The sequence below is a fragment of the Faecalibacterium langellae genome (assembly GCF_002549775.1).
Classification (GTDB): Bacteria; Bacillota; Clostridia; order Oscillospirales; family Ruminococcaceae; genus Faecalibacterium; species Faecalibacterium langellae.
The window spans coordinates 1-22,095 of sequence record NZ_NMTR01000019.1 but is presented as its reverse complement, the minus strand read 5'-3'; the positions used below and the strand labels follow the sequence as shown (position 1 = coordinate 22,095).

Genomic DNA, 22,095 nt, shown 5'->3' with positions numbered 1-22,095 from the left:
ACTCGTGTCCGAGGGGGAAGCTTCCGGCTCACCGCCCTTGTGTTGACATTACACTCTCTCGCTCACCAGCTGGAAGCCCTCTTTGGTGAGCTCAGTGCGGATCTGCTCGATCTGGGCCGCGTCGCGGGTCTCGAGGGTGAGCTTGAGGAAGCAGCTGGAAATGGGCATGTTGGGGTCGGAGCCGTCGTGCTGCACCGACACCACGTTGCTGCCGCAGCGGGAGACGATCTCGGCCACCTTCTTCAGCTGGCCGGGCTTGTCCTCCAGTGCGATGGTCATGTTCGCCTTGCGGCCGCTCATGACCAGACCACGGGTGATGACGCGGTTCAGGATGTTCACGTCGATGTTGCCGCCGGAGACGACACACACCACCTTCTTGCCTTCGATGGGCAGCTTGTGGAACAGGGCAGCTGCCACCGGCACCGCACCGGCACCCTCGGCCACCAGCTTCTGGTTTTCCATCAGCGAGAGGATGGCGGCGGCCGTCTCGTCCTCGGTGACGGTGACGATGTCGTCCACATACTGCTCACAGATCTGGTAGGTCAGCTCACCGGGGGTCTTGACCTGGATGCCGTCCGCAAAGGTGGAAGCAGCCTTCAGGGTCTGGTATTTGTGCTCGTGCAGGCTGCGGTACATGCTGGGTGCGCCCTCGGCCTGCACGCCGTAGACCTTCACCTCCGGGCGCAGGCTCTTGATGGCAAAGGCCACGCCAGAGATCAGGCCGCCGCCGCCCACCGGCACGATGACCGCATCCAGATCGGGCAGCTGGTCCAGAATTTCCAGGCCGATGGTGCCCTGGCCTGCGATGACCAGCTCATCGTCGTAGGGATGGATGAAGGTCATGCCGGTTTCTTCCTGCAGCTCCACGGCCTTGTCGTGGGCGTCGTCGTAGGTGCCGGGCACGAGACAGACCTCCGCGCCCAGATTCTTGGTGTTCTCCACCTTCATGATGGGCGCACCGTCCGGCATGCAGACGATGCTCTTGATGCCGCGCCGGGTGGCTGCCAGCGCCACGCCCTGCGCGTGGTTGCCCGCCGAGCAGGCAATGACGCCCTTGGCGCTCTCCTCCGGGGAAAGCTGGCTGATCTTATAGTAAGCGCCGCGCACCTTGAAGCTGCCGGTGGCCTGCAGGTTCTCGGTTTTCAGGTAGAGCTGGCAGTCCTTCGAGAGCTTGGGTGCCTCGATGAGGTCAGTCTTGCGGGCAACGTCCTTCAGCACAAAGGCGGCGTGGTAGATCTTATCCAGAGTCAGCATGGTGATACATCCTTTATATTGATTCTTGGCTCTCCCTTTGGGAGAGCTCCGGGGCTGCGCCGCCGTCAGGCGGACGGCACCGGCGAGAGGGTTTCTTGGCTCTCCCTTTGGGAGAGCTCCGGGGCTGCGCCGCCGTCAGGCGGACGGCACCGGCGAGAGGGCTCCTTTCCGGCATATGCCCTCTTGCGGATCGGCTTCATTTTTCATGGCAATTGCATGGTTCTCAGTATAGATTAGCAAAGTTGTTTTGTCAAATGAATTCCTTTCACGATAAAAGGAACAAAAAAGAGGGAGAAGCCCTGTGCACCGTTGCACACAGGTTTCTCCCTCTCAGGTTTTCGGGTCGATCAGCGGCCGCGGCCACCACCGCCGCCATGGCTTCTGCCGCCGCCCATGCCGCCGAAGCCGCCGGAGCGTCCACCCATACCACCGCCGGGTCTGCCGCCCATTCCACCGGGGCGACCACCCATACCGCCGCGCGGAGGACGCGGGCCGCCCATGCCAGGGCCGCCCGGGCCGGGACCAAAGCCGCCGCCATAAGGCGGGCGGCGCGGCGGGCGCGGACGCCGGGGCCTGCCCCAGCCGCCATAAAAGCCGCCGCCGTAGGGGCCGCCGGGCCCGCCGAAGTCATCCGGGCCATGGGGCGGGCGGGGTCCGCGCGGGCCGCGGGGCATCAGAATGAGCACCAGCACCACGACCACAAGGATCACGATCAACGCTTCCATATCCGAACCCTCGCTTTCTGCTCAAGTTATAAAGGACTGCTCAGCGGCCGCGGCCACCGCCGCCGCCATGGCTTCCGCCGCCGCCCATGCCACCGAAGCCGCCGCCAAAGCTGCCGCCGCCGAAACTGCCACCACCGCGGGAACCGCCGAAGCTGCTTCCGCCGAAAGAGCCGCCGCCAAAGCTGCCGCCCTGCGGGGGACGGGGCGGGCGCCGGTTGCTGCTGCCGCCGCGGGGGCGGTCATTGCGCGGCGGGCGCGGGCCGCCCATGCCAGGGCCGGGGCCCGGAGGCGGCGGCGGGGTCGGCCGGTGATAATGCGGTGCACCCCAGGCAAAGAACCCGCGCCGGAAGCCCATTGCATAGCCGATGGGTGCCACGAAGATGCGCAGCACCGCCGTCACGATGATGAGCAGGAGCAGCAGGGTGATGAACAGCATCACGATGCCCAGCACCACATCCCCGAAGGTCGTGGGCTCATCCACAGGCTCTGCGTAACCGCCGTCATAGTAGCCATCGTTGTAGCTGCCGCCGGACAGGCTGACGCCGTAGATCTCCGCGATGGTCTCCGCCACGTTGTTGGCGCAGGTGACCACGGCGCTGTCGTAGTCCTTGCGGACAAAATCGTCCTCCATGGTCTGGGCAATGGCGCTGGCCTGGCTTTCCAGCGTGGTGTTGCGGAAGCCGTCGCCGTAGGTCACATAGTAGTCACCGTCGTCATACAGGGGCGATTCCATCACCAGCAGGATCAGCACGCCGTTGTTCTCCGACGCCGAGTCGATGCCCCAGGTGTTGAACGCCTCCGTTGCATAATCCTCAGTGGAATAATTGCCCGTATAATCTACCGTCAGGACGCCGATCTGGGCACCATTGCAGCTGGATTCCAGCTGGGCGTTCAGGTCCGTGATGGCCTGCACGGTGGAACTGCTCAGCACACCCGCGTCGTCCACGACACACTGGCCGCTGGGCAGGGCGGGCAGGCTGGCGGCAGCGGATGCCGCCGGGGCCAGCGCCGCCAGGCTCAGCACGAAAACGAGCACAAGGGCGCTGATGCGTTTTGCAAACTGTTTCATGCGAAGGGTTCGACCTCCTTCACGCCGACGAGACCGCCCAGCACACTGGCCGGGAAGCCGCCGACTTCATTCTGGTAGTCATAGACTGCCGTGTTGTACTGCAGGCTGCCGATGATGGTGCCTGCACTGTTGAACTGGCCGTACTGGCCCTGCACCGCGCCCATCTTCATGGGGTTCTCGGCCTGCTCCTGCAGCTTGGCATAGAGCTGGTCGATCATAGCCCCCAGGGCTTCGTTGGCCTGGTAGAGCGCGTGCATCGTGCTGCCCTGATAGTAGGGCAGTGAGGTAAGGTTCTGGCTCCTGCCGCCGTTCTGCACGGCTTCAAGGCAGGCGGTAAAATCGCTCAGGGCGGTCTGTGCATCCTGCACCTCGGTGCTGTCCGCACCCAGCGTGTTGCCGGCGGTCGTGATCACGTTGGCCGCCGTGTTCATGCGGGTGGTCAGTTCTTCACTCAGGTTGTAGCCGTTGTCGGCGGCCACGCCCACGGTGAACCACTGGCTTGCCGCGTTGTATTTGCTACGCAGCTTTGCGCCGCCAAAGCCCACGAAGGCCGCCAGCATCACCACCACGCTCAATGCCAGCGCCGCCGCCCGGGTGGAAAGTGCACCGGGCAGCTTTGCTTCCAGCCCGGCCAGCTTCTGCTGCAAAGGCGTCAGCTGCACGGTCTGCTCCGGCTGGGCCTGTTCGCGGTAGCTGCCGCTGTCAAAGCCGCCGGGGTTCGTCTGGTTTGTGCTGTGAGAAAAATCTGCGTTTGCCATCTCAGCTCCGGATCTCCATCATTTTTGCCTTCAGTTCGTCTTCGATGCGGTTCAGCTCCTGCTCGGCAGCAGCGCGCTTTGCGCGGCCCTCGTTCTGGATCTTGTTCAGCTCGTCCAGCGTCTCGATCAGGCTCTTGTTGGTCTGCTGCAGGGTCTCGATGTCCACCACGCCGCGCTGGCTTTCCTTGGCGGTCTCGATGGTGCCCATCTTGAGGGCCTCAGCGTTCTTCTTGAGCAGGTCGTTGGTCATGTCGGTGACGGCACGCTCGGCCTGCATGGCCTGCTGGCTGTGGGCCAGACCCAGCGCCAGCACCATCTGGTTCTTCCACAGGGGAATGGTGTTCACGATTGTGGACTGGATCTTCTCGGCCATCATGGTGTCGTTGTTCTGCAGCAGGCGGATCTGCGGGCCCATCTGCAGGCTGATGTTGCGGGTGAGCTCCAGATCGTAGAGCTTCTTTTCAAAGCGCTCGCACTGGTCGGCCAGGTCGCGGGCGGCCTGCGCGTCTTCCGGCAGGCCGGAAGCCTTGGCCTTGTCCATGGCCTGCTGCAGCTCGTTGGCACGCACATCGGCCAGCTTTTTCTTGCCGGCCAGGATGTACATGCTCAGCTCCTTGAAGTAGGCCATGTTCAGCTCGTACATCTTATCCAGCATGGCGATGTCCTTCAGCAGCTGGACCTGATGGCCTTCCAGCATGGACTGGATCTTCTCCACATTGGTCTCGGCCTTGTCGTACTTGGTCTTGAGGGCATCCAGCTGGTTCGTCTTCTTTTTGAAGAAGCCCATGATGCCCTTCTGCTGCTCCTCATTGGCATCAAAGCTTTTCAGCTCGCCGATCAGGCCGGTGATCATGTCGCCCACTTCGCCCAGGTCTTTGGTGGCCACCTTGGAAAGGGCCGCTTCGGAGAAATCGCCGATCTTCTTCTGGCAGGCCGAGCCGTACTGCAGCACCTGCTGGCTGTTGGTGATGTCGATCTTCTCGGCGAACTGGTCCACCATGGCCTGTTCCTCCGGGGTCAGGTTCACCTGCTGTTCCGGTGCGGCCTGCTGGGGGGCAGGCGCGGGCTTTGCTTCCTCTGCCGCCGGGGTCGGGTCCAGCGTCAGGGTGGGCACTGCGGGTGCGTCGAGGTCAAAGTTGAAGTTGTTGTCTGCCATAAGTGATTCCTTCCTTTCCAATGCGGTCGTTAGCGTCCCCGCCCTCGCCGCGGCCTTTCTCGGCTCTCCCTCTGGGAGAGCTGGACGCGAAGCGGCCTGAGAGGGCGCATTCTCATTTACTCAGTCCCTGCCCTTTGAGCATGTTCTGCAGCACGGTGATGTCGGCAGAAAGGTCCATGCTCTCGGCGGCATACAGGGCATCCAGCTGGTTTTCAAACGCCGTGGCGATGGAGGCCGCGTTGTGCTCCACCTCGGCGCGGATGGCGGCGGCGTTCTCACCGCGCACCCCCTGCTTTGCCAGCTTGGCGTACTGCTGCAGCACATTCACCGCGTCCGGCAGGTAGTAGTTTGCGAACCGGCGCACCTGCTTTGCCTTTTCGGGGTTTGCTTCCACCGCTTCCACGATGGAGCGGCCCGCCTTTTCCATGCGGGTCATGGCAGCGGACAGCTGCGGCTCCGGCAAAGCTTCGTTCAGCGCGTGCAGGGTGTCCAGCTGCTTTTGCATGTCGGCCAGCATCTGGTCCACATCCTCCACACCGGTGTGGAAGGGCACCTCGTGCTCCACCACCCGGGGCGGGCAGACCTTCTGCGCCGCGCCAAAGGCCACCAGGGCCCCGCCCAGCGCCACCAGCAGCGCCCACAGCTTATACACCGGCAGCACCGCGCACAATACCAGAAAGACCAGCGCCATCGCGTAGAACGGCAGGACGCTTGGCTTCCGGGTGCGGATCGTCTTGCTCATGTTTTTCTCCTTATCCGGGGAAGATACCCCTTATGCTATCCATAATACCGCCCTTTGCCAAAAACGCAAGGGCTTCACGGATAATTTACAGCTTCGCAATCATTTGGAAATCCACGGCCCCAGCGCTTCGGCCCAGACTTCCCGCAGCTTTTCCGGGCGGCAGGCCGCGTTGGCGGGGCTGGTGCTGGGCAGTTTAATGGCAGCGATGCCGGACACCGGCTGCAGATACTTTGTATAGATGCGGTATGCCGTGGCCCCGTTGCAGAACACCGCTTCGATGGGGGCTTTTGCCAGCAGGGCCGCGATGTCGTTGGGCACCACGTCCTTGATGGAAGCATCCGAAGCGCCGGTGATGGTGCAGCTTTCCAGCGTATCCCAGAGCGCCAGCCCGTGGCGCAGGATGATCAGCTTTTTCGCTTCAATGTCTTCCCGGACGGGCACCGGCTCGCCGGTCAGCGCCGCCAGCATAGGCCAGAAGCGGTTCTGCGGGTGGCCGTAGTAAAAGGCCATCTCCCGGCTTTTGGGGCTGGGCCAGGTGCCCAGGATCAGTGCCCGGCTGTGGGCGTTGTACACCGGCTCAAAACTCATTGCCGCTGCCTGCGCTTTCGATCTTGCCCCAGGCCAAGCCCAGGTCGCGGCCGGAGGGCACCGCCTTGGGGCCGCCGAACCAGAGCTCCTCGATGAGGTCTGCCAGGCCGTCCTCCCGCACATCGCCGATGATGCGGTCGGCAGCAGCCTTGGCGTCCTCGGTGCCGTTGGCCATGCAGACACTGAGCCCGGCGGCCTTCAGCATCCCGATGTCGTTGGCGGAGTCACCCGCCGCCACGGCTTCAGCCAGGGTCAGGCCCAGCTGCTCGCACAGGTCGGCAAGGCCCACGCCCTTGTCCATGCCGCCGCGCACGATGTCGTAGTAACAGTAGCCGTCGGCGTTCTGCGCACCCACCATCATCCAGTGCAGGCCCAAGTGGCCGTATTTTGCGTTGAAGTCCGCCACCCGCTCCGGCGGGATGGCCGCAAAGGCCGCGTGGGGCATGTCGATGAGGTGGCGGTCCTGGTCTTCGCCGTCCACACAGTCCAGCCCGGTGCTGTTCATCTGCCGGTAGCCCTCATGCAGGTATTCGTACTCGCAGTAGGCATAGCAGGCATCGCGGAAGTTGAACTGCAGCGGGTAGTTGTAGTCCTCGCAGAAATCCACCAGCGCGTACATCTCCTCGGCGGTGAGCGGGTGCTCGGCCACGATGCGGCCCTCGCGGTCCACCACGCAGGCACCGTTGCAGGTGATGGCGTAGTCGAACCGGATGCCGCCCAGCTGGCCCTTGAGGTTCACGCTGGGGAAGGCGCGGCCGGTGCTCAGCACGAACTTGCCGCCTGCCGCCTGCAGCTTTTTCACGGCCTTTACCACCTTCTGCCGCGGCTTGCCCTCGCCAAAAGGCACCAGCGTGTTGTCATAATCGCTTGCCAGAATCTTGTATTGCATTCTTTTCTCCTATGGAACTGGTTTTGTACCAGTATACCATACTTTTTAAAAATTGGGGTGCATTTGGACATAAAAATAAGGCCATTGCACAGAATTTTATGCAACAGCCTTGTTTGGGACCATGAAGCCGCTTTCCGCTGCGGCCCTTTCGTGTGAAAACGCAAAAACAGAGCAGACCGCAGTCTGCTCTATTTTTGCAAGAATAAAAATATTATTTCCGCTGAATATGCCCAGAGTGCAACGGCGACGACCGCCGCCTGCGGCGGGTACAGGGAGGAGCTGTTGGGGCAGCGGCCAGCAAGACGCGAGTGCCGCTCAAGGCACGAAGCGGATGCTGGGAGCCGCAACCCGTAAGCGGCGGTTCTTCCAATCGTCAGGCTGCCACTGCCACAACGATCTGCATCGCCACGCCGAGGAACGCGCCCGCACCCCAGGTCAGGCCGGTGATGAACAGGTTCTGCTTCCAGGAAGGGTTCGTGCGCCACAGCACCGCCAGACCCACGCCTGCGCCGGTGCACAGGCCTGCCACCAGACTGGAAAAGCGCAGAGCACCTTCCACATACAGCTGGGTCAGCAGCACGCTGGCGGCACAGTTGGGGATCAGGCCCACCAGCGCGGCCACCACCGGCTGGAAAAAGCCCATGCGGCCCAGCAGATCGGCGAACACATCCTCGCCCACGCCCTCGACGATCAGGCCGAACACCAGGCTGAACGCAAAGATGAACACGAAAATTTCCAGCGTGTGGCGCAGGGCGGCCTTCCAGATGGGAGCAGGCTTGCCTTCCTCGTCGCTGTGCTCCTCGTGGCAGTCCACTTCGTCGGCGTGGCCGGTGTAGCCGCCGCGCAGACTTTTGGGCAGCACGCCCCGCAGGACGAAATCCAGCACAAAGCCCACCGCAATGGCGTACACCACCTTGATGACCATCAGCAGCACCAACTTGTCCCAGTAGGCCGGCATAGACACCAGCAGCGGGATGGCCTCGTCGCTGGTAGCAAGGTAGACCGCCATCAGGGTACCCAGCGTGATGACCCGGGAGGAGTAGAAGTTGGACGCGATGGCCGAGAAGCCGCACTGCGGCACACAGCCCAGCACCGCACCCGGCACAGCACCCCAGCGCCCGCCGCCCGCCAGCAGCGCTTCAATGCGCTCACCGTGGCGGGTCTCGATGTATTCGATCAGCAGATAAGCCAGAAAGAGGAAGGGCAGCATCTTGGCGGTATCCACCAGCGATTCGCCCAGAACATCCAGAAACAGTTCCATATACGCTCCAAAAACGACTGTTTGTCGCTTCATTTCAATAAATTGCAATCAATTTGCATTTTCGAACAGGGATGATTATACACGATATTCTCTCCAATTGCAATACCAAAATGCAAATTAGTTGCAAATTTATTTAGGGCGTAAAAAAGGCCCGCCGTCCGCGGGCCTTTCTGTCCTTATTTATGCAGGCATATTGTTGCTGCGCTCGCTTCGAACGATTCCCATAAAGGGAGGCACTGCCGAACGCTGCAGGCCTTTTTCATGTGCCTTTTTCAGCTGATACTCATGCGTCGCAACCGCATCCATAAATGCACGCTGCTTCGGATCGGCGTGGTAATAATCCGTATTGAACCGCTTGCACACGCTAAACAGAACGTTCAAATATTCCATGGTCTCCTCGTCCATCCGTGCCACCTGCAGTTCCTGTTCTGCCATTGTGCTCCCTCCTGTCATTCAGAATAGATAGGCTCCAAAAATTTCCTGTGCGCCCTCGTCTGCCAGCATCAGCAGCTTCGGCCCGCCGGGAAATGGCTGAAAAATCGGCACTGCATGAAAATCATTGACATAATGTTCGTACAGTTCGTCCGTTTTTGCTGCAAAGGTCACCACGCCACCGTGCCCGCTGTCGATGGAAAGCTGGATGCCATAGGCGATCATCATTCGGCCTACACCGGCATAACGGCGTTTTTTCGTAAGCGTCGGGTTGCTCTCCGGCTGTGCCTCAATGTCTGCGATAAAAACAGAAATGCCATGGTCATCTTCCCGGTAGGCTCCCAGTGCAACGATCTCCCCAGCTTCTGTTTTGGCTGCATACTTTTCAAGCCGCGGGTCAGAGATAAAGTCGCTGGTCCAGTCCGACTGCCAGCCATTTTTCGTTGCTTCCAAATCGTTCTTCATAGCCGGTTCCATTGCAATCAGAACCTGTTCCCCGGAATCCGCTTTGGTTACAAAATACTGAAGCCGCATCCTTTATCTCCTTTTTTATTATTTTAGCACGTCTTTAAAAAATGCACAAGTACGTTTTTTACCCTTTCATCGGTACAAAGCCCACGAGGTCCTTGACCACCTCGCCGCCAATGATCAGGCCCGCCACCGAGGGCACAAAGGCGTTGGAGCCCGGCACCGAGCGGCGCAGGGTGCACTTGCGCTGGGTGCCCGGCGGGCAAATGCAGTGGTACTTGCAGCTGATGGAATCGTCCTCGATGGGAGTCATGGCAGGCTCCTTGGAGTAGACCACCTTCAGGTGCTTGATCTTACGCTTGCGGCACTCGGTGCGCATCACCTTTGCCAGCGGGCAGACTGAGGTCTTGTAGATATCGGTCACCTCAAAGCGGGTGGGGTCCATCTTGTTGCCCGCGCCCATGGCGCAGATGATGGGCACACCGGCTTCCTTGCACTTCATCACAAGGGCCAGCTTGCCGGTAACGGTGTCGATGGCGTCCACCACGTAGTCGAACTGGGTAAAGTCAAAGCTGTCCTGTGTTTCCGGCGTGAAGAAGGTCTTGTAGGTAGTCACCTTGATGTCCGGGTCGATCTCGTGGATGCGCTCCTCAGCCACATCCACCTTGAACTTGCCCACCGTCTTGTGGGTGGCAATGATCTGGCGGTTCAGGTTGGTCAGGCAGACTTTGTCGTCGTCGATGAGGTCCAGCGCACCCACACCGCTGCGTGCCAGCGCTTCGACGGTGTAGCCGCCCACGCCGCCGATGCCGAACACCGCCACGCGGGAATTGTGCAGTTTTTCCATGGCTTCCGCGCCCAGCAGCAGCTGCGTGCGGGAATACTGATTTTGCATGTTGTTCTCCTTACTTTTCCACTCTCGTAATGGTGCCGCCGCCCAGCACCACATCGCCCTGATACAGCACCACAGCCTGCCCGGGTGTGGGCGCACGTTGGGGCTGGTCGAACTCCAGCCGGAAGCCGTCCGGTGCCGGGTAAACCGTCGCGGCCTGTTCGGCCTGATGGTACCGGGTGCGGGCCGTGACCCGCAGCGGGGCTGTCAATTCCGGGATGGCGATCCAGTTTGCTTCGTCCGCATACACGATGCGGTCAAAGAGGTTTTCTTCCGGGCCCACGGTGACCGTGTTTGCCTGCATGTCCTTGCCGCAGACGTACACCGGGGCCCCCAGCGCCAGCCCAAGGCCCTTGCGCTGGCCCAGCGTGTAGCGCACGGCACCGCTGTGGGTGCCCACCACCCTGCCGCTTTCGTCCAGAAAATCGCCAGCCGGGTAGTGCTTGCCGGTAAAATCCTCCATGAAGCGGGCGTAGTCGCCGTCCGGCACAAAGCAGATGTCCTGGCTGTCGTGCTTGCGGGCGTTGACGAACTTGTGCTGTTCGGCGATGTCCCGCACCTCGGTCTTGTGCAGGCCGCCCAACGGCAGCCGGATGTGGGCCAGCTGCTCCTGGGTGAGGTTGTAGAGCACATAGCTCTGGTCCTTGCCCTCATCCAGACCCTTTTTCAGCAGGAAGCGGCCGGTGACCTCGTCCTGCTCCACCCGGGCATAGTGGCCGGTGACCACGTACTCCATGCCGTGGGCCTCGGCCCAGTCCAGCAGGTGGCGGAACTTCATATATTTATTGCAGTCGATGCAGGGGTTGGGCGTGCCGCCCGTCTCGTAGACGCGGACGAACTTTTCAATGATCTGCTCCCGGAAGTCGGCGGTGAAATCCAGCACTTCGTAGGGGATATCCAGCGCAAAGGCCACCTCGGCGGCGTCCTCGATGTCCTTCTCCGAACAGCAGGTGTGAAAGCCGGACTGGCCCAGTGTTTCGTTGCGGGTGAGCCGCATGGTGATGCCGGTGCAGTCGTAGCCCGCCTGCTGCATCAGCCACGCCGCCACCGAGCTGTCCACGCCGCCGCTCATGGCGATGAGGGCGCGGGGCTTGCAATCAGGGGTCTGTGTGGTCATAAATTCTCCTTTGGTGCATTCAACACACTAAGATAGTAGTATAATAGTAACTCTGGAAAAACCGCTTGTCAAGACGCAGAAATTTGCTGTGCCCGGGCCAGCAGGGCGTCCCGCTCGTTGGGGCATTCTTCCCGGATGACGCTGTCCAGCAGCGCTTCCAGCACCCGGCGCAGGCCCGGCCCGGCAGGGATGCCCGCCGCCATCAGGTCGCGGCCGTTCACGGCCAATTGCGAAACCCGGCAGCACACGCCGTCGGCGTCCATTCGTTCGGCCAATTTGGAAAGCCGTTCAAAATCCGCCGCCCGCTTCGGCTGCATGGCCGCCCCCAGCGCCGCCAGCCGCTGCACGGTCTTCAGGCCATATTGGCCCAGCAGGTGGCGGGTATAGATAGTAAGGTCGGGTATAGTGGTCTCTGCTGGCGCTGCCCGACGGCTCTGTGCCCCTGCCCGATACTCCCGCACAAGCACTGCCGTCTCCTCAATGCAGGCGTTGGAACAGCGCAGGCGCTTGAGGGCGCGGCGGGTGCCGTCCTCGCCAAGACTCAGCAATAGCGCCGCCAGCCGGACGGGCAGGTTGTCCGCCCCTGCCGGGCAGGCGTCCACCACCGGCTTTGCCGCAGTCAAGGCTTCCGGCGCAAGCTCCGGCAGAATAACATCGAGTATTTTTTCATCGAGATATGCCGCCGGGGCGGGCGCGGCCAGCAGCTTTGCCAGTTCTTCCTCAATGCGCTCTGCCGAAACGCAGTCCAAGTGCGCACACAATTCTTCCGCCGCCTGCGCCGTGGCCGGGTCGAGGGCAAAGCCGAACCGCGCCGCAAACCGGTACAGCCGCAGGATGCGCAAAGCGTCCTCGGTGAACCGCTGGTGCGGTGCACCCACCGCCCGCAGGATGCCGTTCTTCAAATCATCCTGCCCGCCGAAGGGGTCGATGAGCCCCTCTTTTTCGTTGTAGGCCATGGCGTTGATGGTGAAATCCCGCCGGGCAAGGTCCTCCCGCACGTCCGGCACAAAGTGTACTTCGTCCGGGTGGCGGCCGTCGCTGTAGCTGCCCTCGGTGCGGAAGGTGGTGATCTCGTAAAGGGCACCGCCCTGCTTCACGGTCACGGTGCCGTGCTGCAGGCCGGTGGGGATGCACTGCTGCGCCCCGAACAATCCGATCACCTGCTGGGGCAGGGCGCTGGTGCACAGGTCCCAGTCGTGGGGCACAAGGCCCAGCAGACTGTCCCGCACGCAGCCGCCCACCGCGTAGGCCGCATAGCCCGCTGTGTGCAGCGCGTCCAGCAGCGCCGCCGCGCCCGGATCCATGGAAATGGTCATGGCTGCACCTCCTCGTACTGCAGGGTGATGCACTTGCCGTCAAAGCCGCACTCCGCCGTCGGGAAAATGCTCTGCGCCTCGGCGGCGTATTCCTCCGGGTCGGTGATCATGGGTGAATAGTGGGTGAGCCAGAGCCGTTTTGCCCCCGCCTGTGCAGCAAGCGCCGCGCTCTGCCCGAAGGTGCTGTGGCCCCACTGCTTTGCCTGCGCTTCCTGCTCCGGCAGGGCGTAGGTAGCGTCACACACCAGCAGATCGGCGTCCTGCGCTGCCTGCATCAGCCCTTGGCAGGGTGCCGTGTCGCCGGAAAAGACGAAACTCAATCCCCGGCGCGGCGGGCCAAGCACCTCGGCGGGCTGGATCGTGCGGTCCTCCACCGTGACGGTCTGGCCTTTTTGCAGCAGCTTCCACTGCGGCACCGGTACCCCCAGCGCCCGGGCACGCTCCGGCGAGAACTTGCCCGCCCGGGGCAGCTCCAGCCGGTAGCCGATGCTCTTTACCCGGTGCTTCGTGGCAAAGGGCACGAGCCGTGCCCCGGCAGGCCAGCCTTCTCCGGTCCCGATGGCGTCCAGCGCCAGTGCCTTTCCCGGCTGCAGCACCTGCGGCCTGACTGCATAGGGCAGCGGGCCGGTCAATGCGCGCACAGCCGCCCAGATGTCCGGCAGGCCCTCCGGCCCCAACAGGGCCAGCGGCCGCGTGCGGCCCTGGGCACCCAGCGTCTGCAAAAGGCCCGGCAGGCCGAAGATATGGTCGCCGTGGTAGTGGGTCAGGCAGATGGCGTCCGCGCGCATCAGGTTGACGCCTGCTTTGTGCGCCGCCGCCTGCGTGCCCTCGCCGCAGTCCAGCAGCAGGCCGTGGCCGCCGCAGGCCGCAAAGGCGGCCGAAAGGGCCCGGTCCGGCAGCGGCATGGTGGCCGCCGTGCCCAGCAGTGTGATGGTCAGCATAAAATCGTTCTCCCTGCAGAAAGTTTTCTCTAAGATTTTATTGTACCACACCGCCGCCCGCTGCACAATCTCTGCCTTTGGGGCATAGGATGGGCAAAACGTGAAGGGGGGCGGGCCGATGCGGCGCAGAAAGGGCAGTTCGTTTTCCGGCAGGCATCGTCTGCGCGGGCAGGTGGTGCGCTGGGCCCTGCTGGCAGCGGTGGTGGTGCTGGTGCTGGCGTGCGGCTACGGCTGCGCGGTGCAGAAGCTGGTGTACTCTGCCCGCGGGACGCTGATCTTCCTGCCCAGCAGCCTGCCATAAAAAAGAGAGAACGTGTCAGCACACATTCTCTCTTTTTGCGTTATTTTCCGTCCGAGTACGGCAGCTGGCCGGAGACGGTCAGCACCTCGGTCAGTTCTTCCTCCGAGCGATAGCGCCAGGCCGCTGCCCCCACCGCCACATAGCAGGCATCGGCACGGCCCTCCGGCGTGATGGCCATGATCACGGTCTCGCCGTCGCCCACTGCCGTCACAACGCCGTCGGCGCTCACCCTGGCCACCGCCGGGTTGCTGCTCATCCAGGTCAGCACCGGCGCGGTCTGGCCCGCCGCCTTTGCGGTCAGCCGCTGGCTGGCCCCGATGGACTGCAGCAGCATCGCGCTCTTACTCACGGTCACCCGCCCGATCTCGGACGTCACCGTGACGGTGCACCGCAGCACCTGCCCAGCCGTGGTCAATGCGCTGACCACCGCCTTGCCGGAACCCACCGCTGTCACGGTGCCGCTGCTGCTCACCGTGGCCACCGCCAGGTTGCTGGTGGTCCACTGGCGCACATACACAAAGGCACCGCTCGTCTGCTGCAGGGTCAGCCGCAGGGTCGGGCTGGGCACCTTCTCGGTGATGGTCAGGGCGGCCTCGGTCTGGCTCAGCACCGGGTGACTGGCCGTGCCCTTTTTCACCGTGATGGTGCAGGCTGCCTTTTCGCCCCGCTCATTGCAGGCGGTGATGACGGCCGTGCCCTCGGCCCGGCCGGTCACCTTGCCGGTGCCGTCCACCGTCGCGGCCGCCGGGTTGCTGGAGGTCCAGATGAGGAAAAAGTATTCCTCCGGTGCCTGCACGCTCAGGTAGGCCACCGGGCGCGGGTCGTCGTCGGTCATTTCCAGCGTCAGCTCGGAGACATCCAGCGCCATGCCGCTGTCCGGCAGCGCCTGCACCTGTGCTGCCCGGGCCGCAGGGACAGGCAGAAGCCCTGCCAGCAGGACCCATGCCGCCAGCAGCACTGCACAGCCGTTTTTCCAAACCGTTCTGATCATCCCGCCTGACCTCCCCTGCGTGTTCTGCAGCTGCGTGCAAAAGTTCTTGTCTTCGTACCATTTTACACATCCGGCGGGGGAGGGTCAAGTTTTTTGCCCCGCCGGGCCGCCCCATCGGCCGGATTTTGTGGACAGTCCCAAAAAGTGTTTTTGCTTTTTGTACAAAACGCCGCCACGTCCAGCAGGCTGGCCAGACGCGGCGGCGTTCGTCATCTTGATTTAGAAATCAGTAGTTGATCTTCTTCAGCTCAAAGTAGCTCTGGGGGTGTGCGCACACGGGGCACTTGAGCGGGGCGGACTTGCCGATGTAGGTGTAGCCGCAGTTCCGGCACTGCCACACCTGCTGCTCCTCGCGGGCAAAGACCTTGCTGTTCTTCAGGTTCTCTGCCAAGGCGCGGTAGCGCTCCTCGTGCTCCTTCTCGATCTGTGCCACCATGGTGAACAGCGCTGCGATCTGGGGGAAGCCTTCTTCCTTGGCTTCCTTGGCCATGCGGGGGTACATCTCGGTCCACTCGTCGTGCTCGCCGCCTGCGGCCATATCCAGGCAGGTCAGGGTATCGGGGATGGCACCGCCGCACAGCAGCTTGAACCAGATCTTGGCGTGCTCCTTCTCGTTGCCGGCGGTCTCCTCAAAGATGGCGGCCAGCTGTTCGTAGCCTTCCTTCTTAGCCATGCTGGCAAAATAGGTGTACTTGTTGCGTGCCTGGCTCTCGCCTGCAAATGCTTCCCAGAGGTTCTTTTCGGTTTTGGTGCCCTTCAGTTCCATCATGTATCTCCTTTTCAAGTAAAAAAGTGGTGGTAAGGGGAGTGACCATTCCCCTGCGGTTCTGGTTTTGTTGCACGGTGCGTTCGATGCGTTTGCTCGGCTGCTGTGCGTTTTGTTCTGACCACAGTATACCATATTTCGGCACCATAATCAAGAATAATTCCTATTTATTTTGAAAAACTTTTTGAAAAAAGCCAGCCGGGCCCTCATGGCAGAGAACACGGCTGGCAATTTTGAATTCCTTTTTAATTATGCTGCTTCAGGGCGCACACGGCAATGCTCAAGGCGCTCCATGCGGCCTGATACATCAGTGCCGTCGCCACCGAAAGCTGCCAGATGCTGCCCGCACTGGTCAGCAGCAGGGCAATGACGATGGAGAACCACACCGACACCAGCTGCACCGTGGTGGCGCTGGTCTCGGCGTTCTGGGCCTGGTCGGCTGCCTGCAGGCCGCCGGTCAGGCTGGCAAAGTTCTGCGCATGGATCATGCAGCAGGGGTCCGCCGGGTCGATGGGGGCCGCTGCAATGGCGTTGCACTGTTCCTGATCCAGCAAGGTCACCATGCCCTCCGGCAGATGGTAGGCCTCGCTGATGTGGCGGGCCGTCAGGCTGGGGTCCCGGCAGGTGACCAGCAGACGGATATTCTCCTTCTGCAGTGCGGCCAGGCTGCGGGCGGTGTTGCGCCCGCCCACATACCGCAGCACGAACATGGCGTGCAGGCTGCCGGAAACGGCCAGATACAAAATCTGCAGCTCGCCGTTTTTGGAGTGCTCGGCCTCATATTCTTCGTCCGGCAGGGGCACGCCCTCCTGCTCCAGATATTTGCGGTTGCCGATCAGGATGCGGTTGTTGTCACACCAGCCGACGAAGCCCAGGCCGTTGTGCTCCTCCAGATCCTTCACCGGGAACAGAATGTCGGTGCGGTCCTCAACGATCTGGCGGAACAGGCCCTGCAGGGTGCCGCACCCGGCGTTCAGCACGCTGGCCGCGTACAGGATGGCGCGGTCGATACGGCCGCCCTTGAAGATGCGGATATCCTCCAGCAGTGCGCTGTCGGCGGTGAACAGGTCGTCGGCGTCCACCTGCAGGGTGTCGATGCCGCCCAGCTGCTCAATGGCCTGCCAGCCGGGCACCACAGCGCCCACAGCGGCCGCCGCCCGCTGCAGCCGCAGCGACGCCAGGCCCGCGATGAGGATGGAAGACAGCGGTGCACCCAGGCACAGCACAGCGGCCATGGCGGCCACCGCCTTGTTCCACCCGGCACCGAACAGCACGAACAGCATTCCGCTGAGCACCGCTGCACCCAGCAGGATGCGGGCTGTCTTCTGCGCCCGGCGCTCGCTGGCGCGCTCGCCCAGGCACTGCTCCACAAAGCCATCGGCCGCCTGCAGCGGGCGGCTCAGCAGTACCCAGAGGTCCTTCTGGTCCAGGTCCCGTGTCAGGGCACGCAGCAGGTCTTTATCTTTTGCGCGGTAGGCACCCCGGTGTTCGGGGTCCGCCGCGATCAGCTCATAGCCGCCCTTCACGGCCGCCAGCATCACCCGGCCGCCCAGCAGCGCAAAGAACAGCCCCAGCGCTGCCACACCGGTGAGCAGCGAGATGCCCTCGGTGTTATGATAGGTGTTTGCGTTCAGCATGGCCGTCACGGCCTGCAGCAGCGCCGCAGCCGCAGCCAGTGCGGGCATCGCCTCGGCCGAGGGCCGCTCCCGCAGGCCCTTCAGGCCATCGCGCAGCACAGGCCAGCCCACGCACAGGCTGGCGGCGAACAGCAGCAGGTTCGCGCCGTAGAACGCCGCCGGGGCCGCGTCCGGGTCCAGCACGTTCAGCGCAGGCAGCAGCCGGTCGGATACCAGCCCGAAGTGCAGCAGCACCACGGCCAGAATGCCTGCCAGCGCGCAGCGCAATGTCAGCTCTGCGCCCATGCGGCGCAGCTTTTCCGCCGGGGTCTCCGGCGGGGCGGGCTCCGCTTCCTCAGCCGGGGCGGCGGGCTCTGCGCTCTCCTCCTGCGGCTGGGCTTCCGCGCGTTCTGTATTCTGTGCTTTCTCTGTCGAAGCCGTTTCTTCCACGTTTTCTGCCCCCGCCGTTTCTTCGTCCAGCGGCAGCAGCGGCAGACTCATGGTATCTTCCTTGCCCGGGGCAGACTGCTTTTCTGCCTGGGCCGCAGGGGCCTCGGGCTTCTGCTCGTCCTCGGGCGTGCCGAACATTTCAAAGATGGAGGGTTTCTCCGCCGGTTCCTTCGGCAGGTCCTTTGCCGCCGCAAACACCACGGCGGGCATGGCCGCATCCTTGGGTTCCGCCGCCTTTTCCGGCTGCTTTGCCGGGGCAGGCTTCGGGGCTGGCGCTTTGCTGCCCAGGCCGATCATCGCCTTCAGCTCGGCCATCTCCTGCTGCTCCTGCTGTTCCTGGGGCAGAAGCACTTCCGGCGCGTTTTTGGCATTCCGGGGCTTCGGCTGCTTTGCGGCTTTTGCAGACTTTTCTGCCCGGGGCTCAGGCTGCTCCTGCGGTTCCGGCTTCTTCTCGGGCTGTGCCGGTGCTTCCGGCTCCGGCATTTTTGCAGGCTCTGCGGGCCGTTCCGGCTCCTTTTCCGGGGCAGACGGCTCGGGCTGCACCGCAGCCACAGGCTGCTGTTCGGCCAGCGGCCGCAGCGAGGTCTCCGGTTCCGGGTCTGCCGTGGGCTTCAGCACCAGCTCCAGGTCCGCTTCTTCTTCCGGCTGGGCATCCGCGCCCAGAAGCACCTCGCCGGTGGGCATTTCCAGCGGGGTGTCCGCCGGTTCCTCTGCCTCGCGCCGGGGTTTATTGTGTTCAAACAGGCCGAACCGCTTTTTCGGCTTCTGCGGCTCATCGTCCCGCCGGGTCATCTCGACCGGAACATTCACCGCCGTGGTGGTGAAAAACGAGCGGAACTTTTCCTCCCGTGCCGCGATTTCTTCCGGGGTCAGGTCCCGGTGGTCGTTGGTATTTTTCGGCATTCTTGTCCCTCCTGTTGTTGTGGTTGGAGTTCCAGTTTGCTCCTGTTACCCCTGCTGCGCCCCGCGCTGCGACTGGATCTCGTACAGGATGATGCCGGCCGCAACCGACACATTATAGCTGTCCACGCCGGTGCCGGGTGCCGCCATATCCAGCCGCACCACGCCGTCGCACAGCTTTTTCACCAGCTGCGACACGCCGCTGCCCTCGCTGCCCAGCACCAGTGCGATGGGGCCGGTGAGGTTGTTTTTGCGCAGGGAAACGCCGTCCATGTCCGCACAATAGACGAAGACGCCCTGCTCTTTCAGGCGGCGGATGGTCTCGCCGATGTTGGCCACACGGGCCACCGGCAGCCGCTCGGCCGCACCGGCGCTGGACTTGATGACGGTGGGCGTCACCGATGCGCCGCCGCGCTTGGGGATCACGATGCCGTGGGCACCGCACAACAGTGCGCTGCGCATCACCGCGCCCAGGTTGTGGGGATCCTCGATGCCGTCGCTCAGCACCAGGAAGGGCGCTTCGCCCTTGGCCTTGGCTGCCGCCATCAGGTCGTCCACCGTCACATATTCGATCTCGCTGGCAAAGGCAGCCACGCCCTGGTGGCTCTCGGTGCCGGTCATCAGGCGCAGCTTGTTGGGGTGCACCCGCTTCACGGTAGCACCGGCCTCCTTGGCCAGCGCGGTGTAATAAGCCGCCACGGCCGGGGCCATACCCTCCGCGATGAGCACCGTGTCCACGCCGGAGCCGCTCTTGAGCAGCTCGGTCACCGGGTTCTTGCCGTAGACGAGGCTCTCGCTTTTCTGCTGCGGTTCCTCCGGGCTGCGGCGCGGGCGGCGCGGCTGATTCTTTTCTTCCATGCTGTTGTTCTCCTTCCGTTGTATGCAGGCGTGTGCAGCACGCCCAAAGCGCAGGACCGTTCCGGCCCCTGCGCAGGATTCCGTTTGTTTATGATGATCCAAAGTAAAGTATAACATAAGCGCGCCCTGTTTGCCAGAGAATTGCCGTTTTTTGTCCTTTCGTGCGCAAAGTTTTCACAGCCCGTCCGCCGCCACCTGACGGTTTTGCCGGGGCAGAAAGTTTTCCACAAAAGTGTGGTATACATTCCGTAAAAGGCCGTCTATTTTTCCACATGTTGAAAACTCTGTGGAGAGTGTGAAAAATTCCAGCTTCAAAGCCCATTTTGGCTGTGGAATTCCACACTTTCCACTGCTTTTTCCACAATCGGTTTCGACGCTCCGGTCCGGCTTGCGTACAATTTGTAAATTTCAAGTCGGAAATCTGACAGTTTTTTGAAGCGGAAACAGGCACCTTTTGCAATTTTCACCAACATCATTTTGACGAATGTGGATTCGTGTTGAAAACCACTGCCCTCTGCCGGGCCGTGTCGAAAGTGCTCATGTTGCCAGCATCATGGATTTTTGTCGCATCACGTCCGTTTTTGGGGTCCCACTGCCGGACCGCTTCGGCCGGTTCGGTAACATATCAGCATTCCTCGCCGCCTGCAGGGCAGAAAATGCGCTTGTTTGGATTGATTTTAGGCGCTGTTTGGGGTATACTAACCCTGTAGGTTCGTTAAGCCATGCACAATGTGGGCGTGGCGCGGCCAAAACCCCAATGATTTTGTGGAGGTAATGAATAATGTTGGTAAATGCAACCGAAATGCTGCTCAAAGCGCGTGATGGCCACTACGGTGTGCCTCAGTTCAACATCAATAACCTGGAGTGGACCAAGTCCGTTCTGACCGCCTGCGAGGAGACCAAGAGCCCCGTCATCCTGGGCGTATCCGAGGGTGCCGGCAAGTACATGACCGGCTTCAAGACCGTCGCTGCCATGGTCAGCGCCATGGTCGATTCCATGGGCATCACCGTCCCCGTTGCCCTGCACCTGGACCACGGCACCTATGAAGGCTGCAAGGCCTGCATTGAGGCCGGCTTCTCCTCCATCATGTTCGATGGCAGCCACTACTCCATCGAGGAGAACGTGGAGAAGACCAAGGAGCTGGTCGCCCTGGCACACGCCAAGGGCCTGAGCATTGAGGCCGAGGTCGGTTCCATCGGCGGCGTCGAGGACGGCGTTGTGGGCGCTGGCGAGATCGCAGACCCCGAGGAGTGCGCAAAGATCACCGCTCTGGGCATCGACTTCCTGGCTGCCGGCATCGGCAACATCCACGGCGTGTACCCGGCAAACTGGAAGGGCCTGGACTTCGAGGCTCTGGACCGCATCCACAAGGCCACCAACAACATTCCTCTGGTCCTGCACGGCGGCACCGGCATCCCCGACGAGATGATCGCAAAGGCCATCAGCCTGGGCGTCTCCAAGATCAACATCAACACTGAGTGCCAGCTGGTCTTTGCTGAGGCCACCCGCAAGTACATTGAGGAAGGCAAGGATCAGCAGGGCAAGGGCTTCGACCCCCGCAAGCTGCTGGCTCCCGGCGCAAAGGCCATCGAGGCCAAGTGCAAGGAGAAGATCGAGCTGTTCGGCTGCGCAGGCAAGGGCTAAGCTGAGGCTTGTATCGTAACCGGTACACCACCCAATAAAGTATGCGGCCCCGCCGCACTGTTATGCACAGTGCAGCGGGGCCGCTTTTTATTTTGAAATCCGGTAATGACCCACGATATCGGTTCGTTTTTCCAGAATGTCCTGCTCGTAAGCCGTCTGCCATGGGTCATTGTGGTGAATGATATAAGGCACTCCGTTTTTGTTTCGCCGGTCGGACACGATGCCGATATGTCTTTCAAAGATCACAATATCGCCGCCCTGCCATTCTTCAATTTTAGATACATCTGTGGTCAGGGCAATTGCTGTGTGCGCAAAAAACACCTTCAGATTGCGTACACGGCGAAAATCTATATTTGCATCCGGCTCTGTCACCGTGTAATCTTCCGGATGTTCCAGAATATCCTGTTGCACCAGCTTTTGCAGATCGTAACCAGCATTTTTCATTGCATAGGCCACCACATCGGTACATACGCCATACCCGTCGTCTGGATACCCCGTCTGATAATAGCGGCTCTTATATTTCGGATTCGTGTTTACGTACTCCAGCGCACCCTGCAGAATGTCGGTCTGATCGTCCATCCCGTCCCCATCTGCATCCACCGTACTGTGAAATTGCTGCATCTGCACGGCATAGCAGTCCTTTGGGCGAGATGAAGAAGTATGCTGGTAATGTGATAAGATCAAGCATATAAAGATGCTCAGCACCGCAATTCCAGCGACTCCCGCCACATATTTTTGTTTCATCGTGTGCACCCCCTCTTTTCTGCATACGTTTCACCGTACCGTTTTCGCGCACATATATAGCAAAAAATCCCTGAGAAAACTCTCAGGGATTTCTGTTCAAGTCGGCGACTACCTATTTTCACGCGCCGTTTCCAGCGAACTATCTTCGGCACAAGTGAGCTTAACTTCTGTGTTCGGAATGGGAACAGGTGGAACCTCACCGTCATCGACACCGAC

General features: G+C 61.8%; 21 protein-coding genes and 1 rRNA gene. 2 read left to right on the top strand and 20 right to left on the bottom strand.

The window, feature by feature from the left end:
* Nucleotides 1-48 precede the first annotated feature (48 nt).
* The 14 genes from ilvA to CGS49_RS07475 form a co-directional block, all read right to left on the bottom strand.
* Nucleotides 49-1,254, bottom strand: a complete 1,206-nt coding sequence (ilvA, locus tag CGS49_RS07545; RefSeq protein ID WP_097801254.1) for a threonine ammonia-lyase — start codon at nucleotides 1,252-1,254, stop codon at nucleotides 49-51.
* A 765-nt stretch (nucleotides 1,255-2,019) separates the two neighbouring features.
* Nucleotides 2,020-3,048, bottom strand: coding sequence for a TPM domain-containing protein (locus CGS49_RS07535; RefSeq protein ID WP_097801252.1), 1,029 nt, complete (start codon nucleotides 3,046-3,048; stop codon nucleotides 2,020-2,022).
* On the bottom strand, nucleotides 3,045-3,806 hold the full coding sequence (locus CGS49_RS07530) for a LemA (protein WP_097801251.1): 762 nt from the start codon (nucleotides 3,804-3,806) through the stop codon (nucleotides 3,045-3,047). The genes CGS49_RS07535 and CGS49_RS07530 overlap by 4 nt, the downstream gene beginning before the upstream one ends.
* Before the next feature lies 1 nt (nucleotide 3,807).
* Nucleotides 3,808-4,962, bottom strand: coding sequence for a toxic anion resistance protein (locus CGS49_RS07525; RefSeq protein ID WP_097801250.1), 1,155 nt, complete (start codon nucleotides 4,960-4,962; stop codon nucleotides 3,808-3,810).
* 112 nt (nucleotides 4,963-5,074) lie between these two features.
* Nucleotides 5,075-5,704: a 5-bromo-4-chloroindolyl phosphate hydrolysis family protein gene (locus CGS49_RS07520; protein WP_097801249.1), complete on the bottom strand. Its 630-nt coding sequence runs from the start codon at nucleotides 5,702-5,704 to the stop codon at nucleotides 5,075-5,077.
* 99 nt (nucleotides 5,705-5,803) lie between these two features.
* Nucleotides 5,804-6,292, bottom strand: a complete 489-nt coding sequence (locus CGS49_RS07515) for a DNA-deoxyinosine glycosylase (RefSeq protein WP_097801248.1) — start codon at nucleotides 6,290-6,292, stop codon at nucleotides 5,804-5,806.
* Nucleotides 6,282-7,181: an HAD hydrolase family protein gene (locus tag CGS49_RS07510; protein WP_097801247.1), complete on the bottom strand. Its 900-nt coding sequence runs from the start codon at nucleotides 7,179-7,181 to the stop codon at nucleotides 6,282-6,284. The genes CGS49_RS07515 and CGS49_RS07510 overlap by 11 nt, the downstream gene beginning before the upstream one ends.
* Nucleotides 7,182-7,554: 373 nt before the next feature.
* A complete protein-coding gene (locus tag CGS49_RS07505) occupies nucleotides 7,555-8,442 on the bottom strand; it encodes a putative manganese transporter (protein WP_097801246.1) in 888 nt (295 codons plus the stop codon).
* A gap of 180 nt (nucleotides 8,443-8,622) precedes the next feature.
* Entirely contained in the window at nucleotides 8,623-8,877 is a 255-nt protein-coding gene (locus CGS49_RS07500) for a hypothetical protein (protein ID WP_097801245.1), read from the bottom strand.
* A gap of 18 nt (nucleotides 8,878-8,895) precedes the next feature.
* The gene (locus tag CGS49_RS07495; RefSeq protein WP_097801244.1) at nucleotides 8,896-9,408 is read right to left on the bottom strand and encodes a hypothetical protein; all 513 of its coding nucleotides are present in this window, start codon (nucleotides 9,406-9,408) and stop codon (nucleotides 8,896-8,898) included.
* A 58-nt stretch (nucleotides 9,409-9,466) separates the two neighbouring features.
* Nucleotides 9,467-10,237, bottom strand: coding sequence for a tRNA threonylcarbamoyladenosine dehydratase (locus CGS49_RS07490; RefSeq protein WP_097801243.1), 771 nt, complete (start codon nucleotides 10,235-10,237; stop codon nucleotides 9,467-9,469).
* A 10-nt stretch (nucleotides 10,238-10,247) separates the two neighbouring features.
* Nucleotides 10,248-11,351 carry a tRNA 2-thiouridine(34) synthase MnmA gene (gene mnmA, locus CGS49_RS07485; protein WP_097801242.1) on the bottom strand — a complete coding sequence of 368 codons (1,104 nt, stop codon included), beginning with the start codon at nucleotides 11,349-11,351 and terminating at the stop codon, nucleotides 10,248-10,250.
* A 68-nt stretch (nucleotides 11,352-11,419) separates the two neighbouring features.
* Complete coding sequence (locus tag CGS49_RS07480; RefSeq protein ID WP_097801241.1) at nucleotides 11,420-12,667, bottom strand: CCA tRNA nucleotidyltransferase; 1,248 nt, start codon at nucleotides 12,665-12,667, stop codon at nucleotides 11,420-11,422.
* Complete coding sequence (locus CGS49_RS07475) at nucleotides 12,664-13,608, bottom strand: ribonuclease Z (protein ID WP_097801240.1); 945 nt, start codon at nucleotides 13,606-13,608, stop codon at nucleotides 12,664-12,666. Before CGS49_RS07475 ends, CGS49_RS07480 begins: the two co-directional genes overlap by 4 nt.
* Nucleotides 13,609-13,726: 118 nt before the next feature.
* Between CGS49_RS07475 and CGS49_RS07470 the strand changes: the two genes are divergently transcribed.
* Nucleotides 13,727-13,909, top strand: a complete 183-nt coding sequence (locus CGS49_RS07470; RefSeq protein WP_097801239.1) for a hypothetical protein — start codon at nucleotides 13,727-13,729, stop codon at nucleotides 13,907-13,909.
* A gap of 40 nt (nucleotides 13,910-13,949) precedes the next feature.
* Here the strand turns inward: CGS49_RS07470 and CGS49_RS07465 are convergent, their stop codons facing one another.
* From CGS49_RS07465 to rlmB, 4 genes are all read right to left on the bottom strand, one after another.
* The gene (locus tag CGS49_RS07465) at nucleotides 13,950-14,900 is read right to left on the bottom strand and encodes an Ig-like domain-containing protein (RefSeq protein WP_097801238.1); all 951 of its coding nucleotides are present in this window, start codon (nucleotides 14,898-14,900) and stop codon (nucleotides 13,950-13,952) included.
* 226 nt (nucleotides 14,901-15,126) lie between these two features.
* Complete coding sequence (gene rbr, locus CGS49_RS07460; RefSeq protein WP_179859055.1) at nucleotides 15,127-15,666, bottom strand: rubrerythrin; 540 nt, start codon at nucleotides 15,664-15,666, stop codon at nucleotides 15,127-15,129.
* 245 nt (nucleotides 15,667-15,911) lie between these two features.
* Entirely contained in the window at nucleotides 15,912-18,635 is a 2,724-nt protein-coding gene (locus CGS49_RS07455; protein WP_097801236.1) for a cell envelope biogenesis protein OmpA, read from the bottom strand.
* 45 nt (nucleotides 18,636-18,680) lie between these two features.
* The gene (gene rlmB, locus CGS49_RS07450; RefSeq protein ID WP_097801235.1) at nucleotides 18,681-19,607 is read right to left on the bottom strand and encodes a 23S rRNA (guanosine(2251)-2'-O)-methyltransferase RlmB; all 927 of its coding nucleotides are present in this window, start codon (nucleotides 19,605-19,607) and stop codon (nucleotides 18,681-18,683) included.
* Nucleotides 19,608-20,271: 664 nt separating this feature from the next.
* Between rlmB and fba the strand changes: the two genes are divergently transcribed.
* Nucleotides 20,272-21,135 carry a class II fructose-1,6-bisphosphate aldolase gene (fba, locus tag CGS49_RS07445; protein WP_097801234.1) on the top strand — a complete coding sequence of 288 codons (864 nt, stop codon included), beginning with the start codon at nucleotides 20,272-20,274 and terminating at the stop codon, nucleotides 21,133-21,135.
* 87 nt (nucleotides 21,136-21,222) lie between these two features.
* Here fba and CGS49_RS07440 read toward each other — a convergent pair whose 3' ends face one another.
* The gene (locus CGS49_RS07440) at nucleotides 21,223-21,879 is read right to left on the bottom strand and encodes a DUF1287 domain-containing protein (protein WP_097801233.1); all 657 of its coding nucleotides are present in this window, start codon (nucleotides 21,877-21,879) and stop codon (nucleotides 21,223-21,225) included.
* Nucleotides 21,880-21,978: 99 nt separating this feature from the next.
* Nucleotides 21,979-22,095, bottom strand: a 5S ribosomal RNA gene (rrf, locus tag CGS49_RS07435).

Bases quoted from the DNA above. Each gene is read 5' to 3' on its own strand.
- ilvA (WP_097801254.1), bottom strand. From the start codon at position 1,254: ATGCTGACTCTGGATAAGATCTACCACGCCGCCTTTGTGCTGAAGGAC.
- CGS49_RS07535 (WP_097801252.1), bottom strand. From the start codon at position 3,048: ATGAAACAGTTTGCAAAACGCATCAGCGCCCTTGTGCTCGTTTTCGTG.
- CGS49_RS07530 (WP_097801251.1), bottom strand. From the start codon at position 3,806: ATGGCAAACGCAGATTTTTCTCACAGCACAAACCAGACGAACCCCGGC.
- CGS49_RS07525 (WP_097801250.1), bottom strand. From the start codon at position 4,962: ATGGCAGACAACAACTTCAACTTTGACCTCGACGCACCCGCAGTGCCC.
- CGS49_RS07520 (WP_097801249.1), bottom strand. From the start codon at position 5,704: ATGAGCAAGACGATCCGCACCCGGAAGCCAAGCGTCCTGCCGTTCTAC.
- CGS49_RS07515 (WP_097801248.1), bottom strand. From the start codon at position 6,292: ATGAGTTTTGAGCCGGTGTACAACGCCCACAGCCGGGCACTGATCCTG.
- CGS49_RS07510 (WP_097801247.1), bottom strand. From the start codon at position 7,181: ATGCAATACAAGATTCTGGCAAGCGATTATGACAACACGCTGGTGCCT.
- CGS49_RS07505 (WP_097801246.1), bottom strand. From the start codon at position 8,442: ATGGAACTGTTTCTGGATGTTCTGGGCGAATCGCTGGTGGATACCGCC.
- CGS49_RS07500 (WP_097801245.1), bottom strand. From the start codon at position 8,877: ATGGCAGAACAGGAACTGCAGGTGGCACGGATGGACGAGGAGACCATG.
- CGS49_RS07495 (WP_097801244.1), bottom strand. From the start codon at position 9,408: ATGCGGCTTCAGTATTTTGTAACCAAAGCGGATTCCGGGGAACAGGTT.
- CGS49_RS07490 (WP_097801243.1), bottom strand. From the start codon at position 10,237: ATGCAAAATCAGTATTCCCGCACGCAGCTGCTGCTGGGCGCGGAAGCC.
- mnmA (WP_097801242.1), bottom strand. From the start codon at position 11,351: ATGACCACACAGACCCCTGATTGCAAGCCCCGCGCCCTCATCGCCATG.
- CGS49_RS07480 (WP_097801241.1), bottom strand. From the start codon at position 12,667: ATGACCATTTCCATGGATCCGGGCGCGGCGGCGCTGCTGGACGCGCTG.
- CGS49_RS07475 (WP_097801240.1), bottom strand. From the start codon at position 13,608: ATGCTGACCATCACACTGCTGGGCACGGCGGCCACCATGCCGCTGCCG.
- CGS49_RS07470 (WP_097801239.1), top strand. From the start codon at position 13,727: ATGCGGCGCAGAAAGGGCAGTTCGTTTTCCGGCAGGCATCGTCTGCGC.
- CGS49_RS07465 (WP_097801238.1), bottom strand. From the start codon at position 14,900: ATGATCAGAACGGTTTGGAAAAACGGCTGTGCAGTGCTGCTGGCGGCA.
- rbr (WP_179859055.1), bottom strand. From the start codon at position 15,666: ATGGAACTGAAGGGCACCAAAACCGAAAAGAACCTCTGGGAAGCATTT.
- CGS49_RS07455 (WP_097801236.1), bottom strand. From the start codon at position 18,635: ATGCCGAAAAATACCAACGACCACCGGGACCTGACCCCGGAAGAAATC.
- rlmB (WP_097801235.1), bottom strand. From the start codon at position 19,607: ATGTTATACTTTACTTTGGATCATCATAAACAAACGGAATCCTGCGCA.
- fba (WP_097801234.1), top strand. From the start codon at position 20,272: ATGTTGGTAAATGCAACCGAAATGCTGCTCAAAGCGCGTGATGGCCAC.
- CGS49_RS07440 (WP_097801233.1), bottom strand. From the start codon at position 21,879: ATGAAACAAAAATATGTGGCGGGAGTCGCTGGAATTGCGGTGCTGAGC.